The 14,544-nt window shown below is 40.4% G+C and carries 11 protein-coding genes; 7 read left to right on the top strand and 4 right to left on the bottom strand.

The genetic code is table 11. The annotated features are described in order from the left end of the window. Positions 1-5 precede the first annotated feature (5 nt). The 4 genes from ME5_RS02995 to truB all read left to right on the top strand — a co-directional run bounded on the left by ME5_RS02995 (position 6) and on the right by truB (position 4,774). Positions 6-641, top strand: coding sequence for an RNA-binding protein (locus ME5_RS02995; RefSeq protein WP_008038276.1), 636 nt, complete (start codon positions 6-8; stop codon positions 639-641). Then, complete coding sequence (gene infB / locus ME5_RS03000) at positions 638-3,214, top strand: translation initiation factor IF-2 (protein WP_008038278.1); 2,577 nt, start codon at positions 638-640, stop codon at positions 3,212-3,214. The genes ME5_RS02995 and infB overlap by 4 nt, the downstream gene beginning before the upstream one ends. A 186-nt stretch (positions 3,215-3,400) precedes the next feature. Then, complete coding sequence (rbfA, locus tag ME5_RS03005; protein WP_008038280.1) at positions 3,401-3,808, top strand: 30S ribosome-binding factor RbfA; 408 nt, start codon at positions 3,401-3,403, stop codon at positions 3,806-3,808. 3 nt (positions 3,809-3,811) lie between these two features. Beyond that, entirely contained in the window at positions 3,812-4,774 is a 963-nt protein-coding gene (gene truB / locus ME5_RS03010; RefSeq protein ID WP_008038282.1) for a tRNA pseudouridine(55) synthase TruB, read from the top strand. A gap of 261 nt (positions 4,775-5,035) precedes the next feature. Here the strand turns inward: truB and ME5_RS03015 are convergent, their stop codons facing one another. Then, positions 5,036-6,667 (bottom strand): MFS transporter, encoded by a 1,632-nt coding sequence (locus tag ME5_RS03015; protein WP_008038284.1) that lies wholly within the window; start codon positions 6,665-6,667, stop codon positions 5,036-5,038. Between the two features lie 481 nt (positions 6,668-7,148). Here ME5_RS03015 and rpsO point away from each other — a divergent pair, with 481 nt between their 5' ends. From rpsO to ME5_RS03030, 3 genes are all read left to right on the top strand, one after another. After that, positions 7,149-7,418 (top strand): 30S ribosomal protein S15, encoded by a 270-nt coding sequence (gene rpsO / locus ME5_RS03020; protein ID WP_008038285.1) that lies wholly within the window; start codon positions 7,149-7,151, stop codon positions 7,416-7,418. A 222-nt stretch (positions 7,419-7,640) separates the two neighbouring features. Then, positions 7,641-9,845 carry a polyribonucleotide nucleotidyltransferase gene (gene pnp, locus ME5_RS03025; protein WP_008038286.1) on the top strand — a complete coding sequence of 735 codons (2,205 nt, stop codon included), beginning with the start codon at positions 7,641-7,643 and terminating at the stop codon, positions 9,843-9,845. A 279-nt stretch (positions 9,846-10,124) separates the two neighbouring features. Further along, entirely contained in the window at positions 10,125-11,126 is a 1,002-nt protein-coding gene (locus ME5_RS03030; protein WP_008038287.1) for a class I SAM-dependent methyltransferase, read from the top strand. A 599-nt stretch (positions 11,127-11,725) separates the two neighbouring features. On the opposite strand, the gene fabI is transcribed toward ME5_RS03030, so the two are convergent. The 3 genes from fabI to fabA are packed head-to-tail and all read right to left on the bottom strand — an operon-like array spanning position 11,726 to position 14,388. Beyond that, complete coding sequence (gene fabI, locus ME5_RS03035; RefSeq protein ID WP_008038288.1) at positions 11,726-12,544, bottom strand: enoyl-ACP reductase FabI; 819 nt, start codon at positions 12,542-12,544, stop codon at positions 11,726-11,728. Between the two features lie 50 nt (positions 12,545-12,594). Further along, the gene (gene fabB, locus ME5_RS03040) at positions 12,595-13,815 is read right to left on the bottom strand and encodes a beta-ketoacyl-ACP synthase I (RefSeq protein WP_008038289.1); all 1,221 of its coding nucleotides are present in this window, start codon (positions 13,813-13,815) and stop codon (positions 12,595-12,597) included. 57 nt (positions 13,816-13,872) lie between these two features. Beyond that, complete coding sequence (gene fabA, locus ME5_RS03045; RefSeq protein WP_008038290.1) at positions 13,873-14,388, bottom strand: 3-hydroxyacyl-[acyl-carrier-protein] dehydratase FabA; 516 nt, start codon at positions 14,386-14,388, stop codon at positions 13,873-13,875. Between the last annotated feature and the right edge of the window lie 156 nt (positions 14,389-14,544).

The raw sequence follows: 14,544 nt of genomic DNA on the forward strand, positions 1-14,544 counted from the left end.
AGTCGATGAATGATCGTACATGTATTGTAACAAAAAAAAGCGGATCACCTGATGAGTTGATCCGTTTTGTTGCAGATCCTGACGGTCAGATCGTTCCTGATATTAAAGCCAATCTTCCTGGGCGAGGTGCATGGGTTCAAGCTTCATATAAAAGTGTTGAAGATGCTATAAAACGAAAAGCATTTTCACGAAGTTTGAAAAAGGAAGTGATAGTTTCGCAAGATTTGGCTGAATTGGTCGATAGTCTTTTGATGAAAGCCGCACTTGGACATTTGGCAATGGCACGTAAGGCAGGTGCAGTGATAACAGGAGCATCAAAAGTTGATAAGGCCATAAGATCTGGTGATGTTCGACTTATTTTGCACGCTATTGAGGCAGCAGAAGATGGCAAACGTAAAATTGCACAAGCTATTTTTTCTGCTTATCAAAATGATAAAAAGACAGTAACAGCCCTATCTTTATTCACGATGGATGAAATGGGTGTGGCTTTTGGTGACAATCATGTGGTACATGCAGCATTAATGAATATGAAGGCTGCGAATGGGTTCATTAAGATGGCGAAAAAACTTGTCGCTTATCGTGGGATTGAGGACAGTGAACCAAAAGAGATGACGGTGGATGCCGTGAAGGAAACGGAATGACTGAAGATAAGAATGACAAAACAACGGCGAAAAAAACGCTCACTCTGAAACGTTCGGGTGTAGAAACGAGCACGATTAAGCAAAATTTCAGCCATGGTCGCACTAAAGCGGTTGTTGTTGAAACAAAAAGACGTAAAATCACGCGTCCAGATGAAAAAACAGAAGCAACCCCAATTGTTACAAAACCTCATGTTGCGGCGCCAGCTAAACCGCGTGTGGAGACGCCGCCACCTGCAAAGCAAAAAAAGTTAGATCAAAATGGACTTTCTACCGCTGAAATGGAAGCGCGTACACGTGCGCTTGAAGAAGCGCGCCTGCGTGCTGAAGAAGAACGTAAACTGGCAGAAGAAGATGCTAAACGCCGCGCTGCAGAAGAATTAGAACGCGCAAAAGAGCGAGAAGAAATATTGCGTCAACAAGCGCTTGAAGATGAAAAAGCGAGCGCTGAAGCAGAGGCGCGTAAAGCTGCTGCAGCCAAGTCAGTAGAGACTGTAGCAGTGCAAAATATGCCAAATCCTGTGCCAGAATCTTTTAGCGAAGTGACACGTGCGCGCGTGGCACCACAAACGACCAAACGCAGTGGTGGAGATGATGAAGAGGAAGAGCGGCGTGCAAGACGTGGCGGGGCGCCAGTTAAACCTGATGTGCGCACACCAAAAGTCACTAAAGGTGCTGATGAACGTCGTCGTGGTAAATTAACATTGAACAGTGCATTGGATGATGATGGCAATTCTCGTGGTCGTTCTATGGCTGCAATGCGTCGTCGTCAGGAAAAATTCAAACGGTCTCAAACACAGGAGCCACGTGAAAAAATTGCCCGTGAAGTAACGCTTCCTGAAACAATTACAATACAAGAACTTGCCCAACGTATGGCAGAGCGTTCGGTTGAGGTGATCAAATATTTGATGAAACAAGGACAGATGATGAAGCCGGGCGATGTGATTGATGCCGATATGGCGCAATTAATTGCTGAGGAATTTGGTCATACTGTTAAACGTGTGGCAGAATCAGATGTTGAAGAAGGTCTTTTCAATGTTGTGGATGATGAACAAAAATTGCAATCAAGACCACCTGTCGTGACCATTATGGGCCATGTTGACCATGGGAAGACATCGCTTCTTGATGCAATTCGTAAAGCCAATGTTGTTTCAGGTGAAGCAGGCGGAATTACCCAACATATTGGTGCTTATCAGGTTGAACAAAATGGTCAAAAAATAACCTTTATTGATACGCCCGGCCACGCAGCATTTACCGCAATGCGCGCGCGAGGGGCGCAAGCAACAGATATTGCTATTCTTGTTGTTGCCGCCGATGACAGTGTTATGCCGCAAACGATTGAATCCATCAATCATGCAAAAGCTGCTGAAGTTCCCATTATTGTAGCGATTAATAAGATCGATAAACCAGCAGCGGACTCGCAAAAAGTAAGAACAGAACTATTACAACATGACGTTTTTGTTGAAACGATGGGTGGGGAGGTTCTGGAAGTCGAAGTTTCAGCAAAAACTGGTCAAAATTTGGATAAATTACTTGAAGCAGTTTTACTACAAGCAGAAATTCTCGATTTGAAAGCTAATCCCGATCGCACCGCTGAAGGTGTGGTGATTGAAGCTGAGCTTGATCGTGGACGCGGTTCTGTAGCGACTGTTTTGGTGCAAAAAGGAACATTGCATCCATCAGATATTATTGTAGCAGGTAATGAATGGGGACGGGTTCGTGCTCTTATCAATGATCGTGGAGAGGCGATGAAAGAAGCGGGGCCTTCTATGCCAGTTGAAATTTTAGGGATGCATGGAACACCTCAGGCTGGTGATCGATTTGCTGTTGTAAACAATGAAGGGCAAGCACGTGAAATTGCCGATTATCGTCAACGTGTGGCTCGTGAAAAAGCGGTTGCACGACAGGCAGGATCACGTGGTTCACTTGAGCAAATGATGACACAGTTGCAAACAAGTGGTGTTAAAGAATTTCCATTGGTGATTAAAGGTGATGTTCAAGGCTCGGTTGAAGCGATTAGTGTTGCGCTTGAAAAACTGGGTAATGATGAGGTTCGTGCGCGCATTGTTCATGCGGGTGCAGGTGGTATTACAGAAAGTGATGTGTCACTTGCTGAAGCCTCTAATGCTGCCATTATCGGATTTAATGTGCGTGCAAACAAACAGGCTCGCGATGTTGCTCATTCTCTCGGAATAGAAATTCGTTATTATAATATTATTTACGATTTGGTTGATGATGTGAAAGCGGCCATGTCCGGTATGTTGTCGCCAGAACGCCGTGAAACATTTCTTGGTAATGCAGAAATTCTTGAAGTCTTCAACATCACAAAAATTGGTAAAGTGGCGGGTTGCCGCGTGACTGAAGGAAAAATGGAACGTGGTGCTGGTGTACGACTTATTCGTGATAATGTGGTTATCCATGAAGGCAAACTAAAAACTTTAAAACGCTTTAAAGATGAAGTGAATGAAGTGCAGGTGAGCCAAGAATGCGGTATGGCATTTGAAAATTATGAAGATATTCGTGCAGGCGATACAATTGAAGCCTTCCGTGTCGAGCATATTAGCCGTTCATTATAAATGATTGGATGAGCGATTTCTTTAAAGATACGCTCATTCGTTTTCATTGTATATCGGTAAAATGAAACAGCAATTTTCTCTAATCTGAACGCTCAAAAAATGATAGTGTTTTGTTTAAAGTGCGTTTTATCTCATGAAAGCGTTAGATCAATGTATCCATCTTTAAGTTTTAAGGATTGAGAATTTATGAAACATTCATCGAAAAATAAAGGCCCTTCACAAAGACAATTACGTGTTGGAGAGCAGGTTCGTCATGCAATTGCGACGATGCTTCAACGCAATGTGTTGGTTGATCCTTTATTAAACGGTATTGTTTTATCCGTTTCAGAAGTTCGTATGTCGCCTGATTTAAAAATTGCAACAAGCTATATCGCTCCTCTGGGTGATGTTGATGGTGCACTTATTGTGGAGACACTTAATCGTCATACGCGTTTTATACGAGGCGAACTTTCGCATGATCTTAGACAAATGAAATATATGCCTGAGTTTCGTTTTCGTTTGGATACAAGTTTTGATAATTTTTCCAAGATTGAGGCATTGCTGCGCTCGCCTGAAGTGATGCGGGATTTGAAGCATGAAGATGAGGATGAGTAAATAATGGCGCGTCCACGAAAAAAAAAGGGCAGGCCGATTTCTGGCTGGGTCATTTTGGATAAACCAAAAGGCATGGGCTCAACGGAAGCCGTGTCTAAGATTAAATGGTTATTTCAAGCTGAAAAAGCAGGTCATGCAGGTACCTTAGATCCTCTTGCTTCTGGTTTGTTACCTATTGCATTGGGCGAAGCGACAAAAACGGTGCCTTATGTGATGGAAGGAACAAAAACCTATCAATTTCATGTGGCTTGGGGTGAAGAACGTGATACAGACGATTTAGAAGGTGTTGCTGTCAAAACATCCACCAAAAGACCAACACAAGACGCTATTAAGGCTATTTTGAATGACTACATTGGTGTGATTAAACAAATACCACCACAATATTCCGCAATTAAAATTGATGGCAATCGTGCGTATGATCTTGCAAGAGAAGGGGAAAAGATTGAAATTCCAGCCCGCAAGGTTGAAATTGATCGATTAGAATTGATGGATGTGACCAATGAAGGTCATGCCGTTTTTGAAGTTGAATGTGGCAAGGGAACATATGTTCGCGCGCTCGCCCGTGATATGGGACGACAATTAGGATGTTTCGGTCATATAAGTTATTTGCGTCGTATTGAAGTTGCTCCCTTTACAGAAGAAGATTTTGTTACGCTTGAAATTTTAGAAGATAAAGCTCCTCTAAAATTTAAGCCTGATGAAGCTGAAAGTTTTCAACATCCCGATTTTTCTCTCATTGATGCACTTTTGATTGATACTGGCGCCGCTTTAGAATGTTTAACCCAATATGCTTTGAATGATGATCAAGCCCATCGCGTTAAAAGGGGCAATCCTATTTTTTTACGCGGTCGGGATGCTCCAATTGCGGAAGATGAGGTTTGTGTTACACAAAAAGGACGTCTTTTGGCAATTGGCCTTATTGAAAAAGGTCAGTTTAAACCAAAACGTGTTTTTACGGCAGTTTAGAATAGTGTTTCTAAGATATAATGGTGTTGTCTTTAGTCGGCCTGAGTTCTAAGACTTAGAGCCTTGAAGGTTATAATATTATAGAATTAAGTGCAGCTTTTTTTTGCAAATCATAAAGTGTCGTTTGATAAAACATTGGTTGTGGTTGTTTTCGTTTATACTTTTATTGATGATTAAACAATAAATAAGATCACGCCCTTACTATAGTCATAAGAAAAATAAATTATAATGATTTAACTGACTTAATCGTCATTTTTGTTTTTAGTGTAAGTGATGAGCAGAGTGTTTCATATGAAGATCATCGTTTTGCGGAACGGTTTGTCGCTCTATCATACGGTGGACTTTTATATCCTGTGTCGCATTATTTAACGCATTTAATTTTTCAGATACTTCCGCATCGGCAACTGTTCGTCTATGATTATGCCGTAAATAATCTACCCATGTTGGCATATGATAGGTTTCGGTCCAACAATTTGGATTTTCTAAATCACGTAAAAGAGTCCATCGTCTTGCTCCGTCGCGCAAGCGAATGCGCCGCCGTAATGTCATTATTTTAAGAAATTCAGTTAAATCTTCTTCTTTAATGACATAATCGATCATAATCATAATTGGTCCACTGCGTGCTTGCAGATCAAGGGAGAGTTCGGGTTCACGAAATTGGTCTAACGGATCAAGATTAATGGCTGGAATTTCATGAATTTTAAATTTCAATCCCATAATAGCACCAGCAAACAAAAAACCAGAACAGACATAAAGTGCAATTGTTGGCGAATATCCGTCAGCCAAGGCACCCCAAAGCCAGCTGCCCACTGCCATGCCACCAAAAGACGATGTTTGATATAAGGCTAAAGCTCGAGCCACGACCCATCGTGGTGTCGACAATTGTACGGATACATTAAAAAGCGAAAGAGCCAACACCCAAAACATTCCTGCAGGCAATAATATTATATGTGTTAAGATAAGAGAACGGCTTAAGCCAAGAATCAGGCATGATATTGCAAAACCTATGAAAGAGAGCTTTACAATCAGTTCCGAAGGAAAACGTTGCCTAACGCGTGAATTGATTAAACCAGCTATGATGGCTCCAATGCCAAAACATCCCAATAAAGTCCCATATAAAAGAGCGCCACCTTGAAGCATTTCTCTTGCTACAACAGGAAGTAGCGCTAAAATAGAAATGGCTCCAAGGCCAAAAATAAATGCTCGTAACATTATATTTAAAAGGTTGGGTGACATGGATACATAGCGCAAACCATCTGACATAGCGCCCACAAGGCGCTCACGAGGTAAGTTTTTAATACCGTATACAGGTTTCCAATAAAATAAAGCTCCAATTAAAGGAATATAGCTAAAAGCATTAAAAATAAATGCAGCGGCCCCTCCAAAAGCTGCAACAATCGCACCACCAATAGCAGGGCCAACACTGCGCATAAGATTAAATCCAACGCTGTTAAGCGTTACGGCAGCTGGGATCTCATCGCGTGGCACAATGTCACCAACAGTTGCCTGCCATGGCGGATTATAAAGTGCAGATCCGCAGCCAATTAAAAAAGTAAAGATCAAAAGAAGCCAAGGATTTATTAATCCCATGAGCGTTAGGGTGGCCAAAATTATGGAGACAAACATCATCATCATTTGCGCTGTTAGCATAATTTGGCGGCGGTTAAAATTGTCTGCAAGAGCGCCAGCAATAAGAGAAAATATCACAACGGGTAGTGTTGTTGCACCCTGGACGAGGCCAACCATTGAATGAGAAGTTGTGAGTGATGTCATAAGCCAGCCCGCACCAACTGTTTGGATAAGACCACCTAAATTGGAAACGAGTGTGGCAGACCAAAGACTGCGAAAAACCCCATTTTTAAAAGGTGCAAGTGTCGAATTTTTTTGTTGCATTGACCTCCCAGTCCACTTCTTTTATGTTTTGTTTTTGCTTAATAAGATGCAAATGCAGTTTTATTTTCACTATGTTTATCACTTTTATGCAGTAAGGGTAAAGCGTGCTTTGATTTAAGCATTAAAATATCATTTAAAAAAGCAATGATGAAATATAGATAGATGAATAAGAATTTCCGTTAATGAGCTTTATGGAATATTTAAATGTGACTGTTGCAAAAAGTTTCAATTATTATTTTTGTCATGATAAATTGATTACGATCTTTGCAGTTTTATACATGTGATCATGCTGAGCCTTTTTAGGTGTATTGACGAAAAAAAGTCTTATGTTTTGTAGGGCTAGTCATAAAAGAATAATTAAGCTATAGATGGCAAGATAATGGGATGGCTAAAGCCGTTCTTTTATATCATTGACCCTTGCTGAACGACATCTCGGCTGGGGCGTCTTATCACTCCCTCATTCAAGAGAAAGGAAGATGCGATGTCGATTACTGCTGAACGAAAACAGGCATTGATAAAAGAATATGCAACAAAAGAAGGTGACACAGGTTCACCGGAAGTACAAGTTGCTGTTTTATCAGAGCGTATTGTTAATCTTACAGAACATTTCAAAACCCATAAAAAGGATAATCATTCCCGTCGCGGTCTTTTGAAACTTGTTTCACAACGTCGTCGCCTACTTGATTACCTAAAAGGTGTAGAAGAAGAGCGTTATAAAGTATTGATTAGCAAACTTGGCCTGCGCCGCTAAAAGCATTGGGGCGGGAAATTCTTTGACTTTCTCGCCCAAATTTTTCAATAAGCTTATTTGAGTTTGTTGATTTTATGGAACCGTCATGGGGCAGGATTGCCAGCCGCTTCAGGTTCAACCGCATTTTGCGGGTGATAACAGGATGCGTCTTGTTGTCTTGCCCATGACTTAAAAATAAGACGTTAAAACAGGGTGTTTTAATGCTTAAATCAAGGACAAGAGATGTTTAATACGCATAAAGTTGAAATCGATTGGGGCGGTCGCCCCCTCATATTAGAAACGGGCAAGGTCGCCCGCCAAGCAGATGGCGCGGTTATTGCTACCTATGGAGAAACAGTCGTTCTTGCGACAGTGGTTTCGGCAAAAGAGCCTAAAGCAGGGCAGGATTTTTTTCCGCTTACCGTGAATTATCAAGAAAAAACCTATGCCGCTGGTAAAATTCCAGGTGGATATTTTAAACGTGAAGGTCGCCCTAGCGAAAGTGAAACCTTAATTTCGCGTTTGATTGATCGTCCCATTCGCCCTCTTTTTGTTGATGGTTATAAAAATGACACACAAGTTATTGTTACCGTCATGCAGCACGATTTAGAAAATAATCCTGATATTTTATCGATTGTAGCAGCATCTGCCGCTTTAACCCTTTCGGGCGTTCCATTTATGGGACCGATTGGAGGGGCGCGTGTCGGATATATTAACGGGCAATATGTATTAAATCCGAATATTGATGAAATGCCAGAATCAACTCTAGATCTGGTCGTTGCAGGAACATCCGAAGCTGTTTTGATGGTTGAATCTGAAGCTCAAGAATTGCCTGAAGATATTATGTTGGGTGCCGTTGTTTTTGGACAAAAAGGGTTTCAACCAGTCATCGATGCTATTATCAAATTGGCAGAAGTTGCGGCTAAAGAACCACGTGATTTTTCACCAGAAGATCTTTCTGATCTTGAAAAGAAAATGCTTAAATTAGCAGAGAAAGATCTACGTAAAGCCTATCAAATGACTGATAAGCAAGAACGCTATAGTGCAGTTGATGCCGTCAAAGCAAAGGTTATTGAAAAATTTTTGCCAGAAGGTGTTGAGGATGGAGACTATAGTGCCGAGCAAATAGCGACTGTTTTTAAACATTTACAGGCAAAAATTGTACGTTGGAATATTCTTGATACGGGAAGTCGAATTGATGGGCGGGATCTTTCAACTGTTCGTCCAATCGTATCAGAAGTTGGTATTTTGCCTCGCACCCACGGTTCTGCCCTTTTTACTCGTGGTGAAACACAAGCGATTGTTGTTGCCACACTCGGAACTGGTGAAGATGAGCAATACATTGATTCACTTACTGGAATGTATAAAGAAACATTTCTTTTGCATTATAATTTTCCACCTTTTTCTGTTGGAGAAACAGGACGTATAGGTTCTCCCGGTCGTCGTGAGATTGGGCATGGTAAACTTGCATGGCGAGCAATTCATCCAATGCTTCCAGCAAAAGAAAGCTTTCCCTATACAATCCGTACAGTGTCAGAAATTACTGAATCGAATGGCTCTTCATCAATGGCCACAGTATGTGGTACCTCATTAGCGTTGATGGATGCAGGTGTTCCATTACAACGTCCTGTTGCAGGTATTGCGATGGGGCTTATCAAGGAAGGTGAGCGTTTTGCTGTCTTATCTGATATTTTAGGTGATGAAGATCATCTTGGTGATATGGATTTTAAAGTCGCAGGAACGGAAAATGGTATTACCTCGTTGCAAATGGATATCAAGATAGACGGTATTACTGAAGAGATTATGAAAATTGCGCTGGATCAGGCAAAAGGCGGTCGTATTCATATTCTTGGTGAAATGGCAAAAGCTTTGACAGGGGCCCGTGCTGAACTTGGTGAATTTGCGCCACGTATTGAAATGATGAATATTCCCGTTGAAAAAATTCGTGATGTTATCGGTTCAGGTGGTAAGGTTATTCGTGAAATCGTCGAACAAACTGGTGCTAAGATTAATATTGAGGATGATGGTACTGTAAAAATTGCCTCATCTGATGCAAAAACGATTGATGCGGCAAAACGTTGGATTCATTCAATTATTGACGAACCAGAAGTCGGTGAGATTTATGAAGGAACGGTTGTAAAAACGGCTGATTTCGGAGCTTTTGTTAACTTTTTTGGTCCAAGAGATGGACTTGTTCATATTTCACAACTTTCTCCTGAACGTGTCGCAAAAACAACGGATGTTGTTCAAGACGGTCAAAAAGTATGGGTCAAGCTTATGGGATTTGATGAACGCGGTAAGGTTCGTCTGTCTATGAAAGTCGTTGATCAAGAAACTGGTAAAGAAATTCCTCGTGATGAAGCAAGCAAAGTACAAGAGAGTGAAACTTCTGACCAGGCAGACGCTAAACCTGAAAAAAAGCGCCGTCGTAAAAAAAATGACGATTAATATCTGTTATTGATAGATTATAAAAAGCCACCAATTTGGTGGCTTTTTTAGCATTAAATCACATGATTTTAAAACTTATATCTATTTTACTTTGTATTTAATATAACGCCTTTTTTTATTTGATGGGCATAATATTAAAAGGCTAAAACCCTATGCAAACAAAGATTTCAGAAAAGCTTAAACATTGCTTTTTTATAAATTTTTATTTTAGGTGTTTTCCATGGTATAGATGTTTTTGTTGGTATTTGCTTTTCAAATAAAGCTTCGATAAGAAAAATTATGTCATTATTTTATCCCTTTGAACGCTCTGAGATAGCTATGCCACAAAAGAATGAGCAGTGGCTTGCCAGTGGTCTTGAAACGATACCAGATCCATTATGGAAAGATTATTTGACCATTATACAACCATGGCGAAGAAGCTATCGATCGTTACAAGCAGCAAAATTTTCTTGCAAACCTGTTTTTGATGATGAGCAATCGTTTTTTGATGGCGGATTATTAGAATTAAGTAAGCATAGAGGGCTTAATCAAAACCGCTTTCTTGATCTTTTAAAGCGTGTCAAACCGCATGGTTGTCTTGTCATTCATGGATCAAAAACTGTTGGCGGTGCTTCAATGCTGAAATGGGTCAATCAATTCATTCCTATCGAAGAGAAATGGTCAAAAAATCATGGGGTCATTTTTACGATACGCCGTCCTGTGGCTGATCATGAAATTTTCCAACCCTCCTTACGTGTTTTGTCAAAAAAGGTGGAACATGGTTTTCATACTCAAGCGGGAATGTTTTCACATGGTAAAGTTGATCGCGGCTCGGCACTACTTGTGCCTTATCTTGATCGGATTGTTTTTGGAAAAACAGCTGATTTTGGAGCAGGTTGGGGCTATCTTGGCTATCAAGCTTTAAAACTTGCCCCCAAGCTCATATCTCTTGATCTTTTTGAAGCTGATTATCATGCCTTAGAGGCAGCAAAACAGCATTTAGCGCCATATCAACCGCATAAACCAATTCAATTTTATTGGCATGATATTCCCCGTGAATCTATCGAGGGTATATACGACACCATCATTTCAAACCCGCCTTTTCATGAAGGTAAAATGAGTGATATTTCTCTTGGCCAATCTTTTATCGAAACCGCCTCAAAACGTTTAAAAAATGGTGGGTGTTTATTAATGGTTGCAAATCGCCAATTGCCTTATGAAAAAACACTGCAAATCCATTTTCGTAAGGTTTTCGTTTTACAAGAACAAGATGGGTTTAAAATTATTGAAGCACGCAAATAAAACAGTTACATTCACTTTTTAATTTTATATCTATAGACCAAAATTTTATGAAATGTCATTTTTAAAATAGAAAATAAATCCTACTGCATGCTTCGAATACAGCATTAAAATACATGTGTCGCAGAGGTTTTATGATTGAAAATGATCCATGCAAATTGACCATCTGAGTGATAGAATAATAAGTGTGTTGATGAGTTTATAGTTGCAGTGATTTAAAAATGCTTTGATATGGAGTTTATAAACTGCTTATGATCTCGCTTATAGTGACGGCAAAAGCTTCGTGTGTTAGTTATAGAAAGTGCAAATATTGCCTATTGCTTTCTTTTTTATCAGTAAAATTTTGATATTTCATTGTAAGTTATCCAAGAAATGAGATGGTGTTTTATTTTCTTGGTCGTGATTTTTTAAATAAAATATTATCAATGTATAAATGAGATTGGTGTATTTAAAATTCTATTCATAAAGGAAGATTTTTCCTTTATGAATAGATGACATAATAATTATACAATTAAAGTACAGTGTGTTTAGTTTTTTAATAACTGGTTATAGATCAACACGATCTTTAGGCTATAAATGAACGCATGAAAAGACGCATAGATTTAATCTCCGCGTGCCTCTTCACTTTGTTTTAATTCATCAAGCGTCGGCATGGACATAATATTATAGCCAGAATCGACATAATGAATTTCACCTGTGACACCAGAGGAAAGATCAGACAAAAGATAAAGTGCTGATTTTCCAATTTCATCAATATCAACAGTGCGTCTTAGTGGAGCATTACGGCGTTGATAAGAAAAAATGGCGCGAGCGGCACCAATGCCATTTCCAGCAAGTGTGCGAATTGGCCCTGCTGAAATTGCATTCACACGTATGTTTTGCTGTCCATAATCTGCCGCTAAATATCGAACCATGGCTTCAAGTGCTGCTTTGGCAATGCCCATAACATTATAATTGGGAACGACCTGTTGTGATGCACCATAGGTCAGTGTTAAAAGTGTTCCTCCATTAGGCATAAGTGTACCGGCACGTTGCGCAATTTCTGTGAAAGAATAGGCAGAAATTACCATTGTTCGGCTGAAATTTTGCCGCGTGGTGACATCAACATAACGACCTTTAAGTTGGGCTTTATCAGAAAAACCAATTGCATGAACGACAAAATCAATGGTTCCCCATTCTTCTTTTAGTCGTTCAAAGACTGCGTCCACAGACTTGATGTTTTCAACATCACATTCCAGTATAACTTTTGAACCGAGCTTATCAGCCAACGGTTGCACGCGTTTTCCAAAAGCATCACCTTGATAAGTAAATGCTAATTCTGCCCCTGCTTTTGCAAGCTGGCATGCTATGCCCCAGGCGATTGAATGGTCGTTCGCGACGCCCATAATGAGGCCGCGCTTGCCCTTCATCAAACCTTCCATAATATTCTCCGTAAGCCAATGACATTTTTCAATATTAAAAAATGTCTAATTTATTCGTAGCGCTGGAAAACCAGCGTTGCATTGGTGCCGCCAAAACCAAAAGTATTGGACAGAACCGTGTTTAATGTTTGATTATCACGTCTTTCACGCACAATCGGCATATCAGCAAAAGCAGGATCAAGTTCATCAATATGAGCGCTTTCGCAAATAAAATTATGATTCATCATAAGAAGCGTATAAATGGCTTCTTGTACACCTGCCGCACCTAGAGAGTGGCCAGTAAGGGATTTTGTTGCCGAAATTGGAGGACAATTATCGCCTGTACCAAAAACTTTACGAATAGCCTGGATTTCTGGCGGATCACCAACAGGGGTCGATGTGGCATGAGGATTGATATAATCAATTTTATTTTTTACTGTTGAAAGAGCCATACGCATACATCGCTCAGCACCTTCTCCAGAGGGTGCAACCATATCATAGCCATCTGATGTGGCACCATAGCCAACAATTTCACCATAAATTTTTGCGCCACGAGCTTTGGCGACTTCCAGTTCTTCAAGAACCAAGACGCCAGCACCACCTGCAATAACAAAACCATCACGGTTCATATCATACGCACGTGAGGCACGTGAAGGTATATCATTATATTTACTGGACATAGCACCCATTGCGTCAAATAGATCCGACAAGGTCCAATCAAGATCCTCACAGCCGCCAGCAAAAACCCGATCTTGTTTGCCATATTGGATCATTTCATAGGCGTTGCCGATACAGTGATTAGATGTGGAACATGCTGATGAAATGGTATAATTTACCCCTTTAATTTTAAAAAAGGTCGCTAGCGTTGCTGATGCAGTTGAACTCATCGCCTTTGGAACAGCAAAAGGTCCAATACGTTTTGGTCCTTTTTCGCGCGCAATATCAGCAGAATCAACAATTGTACGCGTTGACGGACCACCAGAACCCATAATGATACCCGTTTGAGGATTGGATATTTCTTCTTCACTTAAACCTGCATCAGCAATTGCTTGATCCATTGCAATATGGTTCCAAGCCGTGCCCCTTCCATGAAAGCGCATATTACGTCGATCAACATGAGCTTCAATATCAATATCAGGCATGCCATATGTCTGGGCACGAAATCCCTTATCAGCATATTCTTGAGAAAAGCTAATTCCAGATTTCGCTTCACGCAAGCTTTTTAAAACGGTTGGAAGATCATTACCAATGGAAGATACAATCCCCATACCTGTGACAACGACTCGACGCATCCATATCTCCTTCATTTCTCACAAGTTAGACTTGAAAGCCCTTGTTTGAAATAATGCTTATGCTTCATCTTCTTTAAAGAGAGCTACTCGCAAATCACTCGCACTGTAGATCAATTCTCCATCAGCTTTAACCCAACCATCAGCAATGCCGAGAACCAATCGACCACGCATAATACGTTTGAAATCTATGCCATATTCAACACGTTTTGTTTTGGGTGTCACCATACCAGAAAATTTAACTTCACCCGTTGAAATGGCACGCCCTTTTCCAGGTTCTCCAAGCCAACCAAGATAAAAACCTGTTAACTGCCAAAGAGCATCAAGCCCAAGGCAACCTGGCATAACAGGATCACCAATAAAATGACAGGCAAAAAACCATAAATCAGGAGAAATGTCGAATTCTGCTCGAATCAACCCCTTATTATTTTCACCACCTGTCTCACTAATGTTTGTAATACGATTAAACATAAGCATAGGGGGTGCAGGCAATTGCGCATTGCCTTTCCCGAACATTTCGCCGCGAGCACAGCTTAGAAGCTCTTCATAAGTGTAGCTAGACTTTTGTTCAGCCATTGTAACTCCATTCGTCCGCGTTTTATTTTTTTTAACGCTTGTTATGGGTATACTCATAGAGCAATTTCAAGAATGTGAAAATGTTTTTTTAAAGAAACTTCTATGAAAAAAATTTCTCTTTATTGCTCTTTTTGAGATTTACGCATTTATGTTTCT

The organism is Bartonella tamiae Th239, assembly GCF_000278275.1.
Taxonomy (GTDB): domain Bacteria; phylum Pseudomonadota; class Alphaproteobacteria; order Rhizobiales; family Rhizobiaceae; genus Bartonella; species Bartonella tamiae.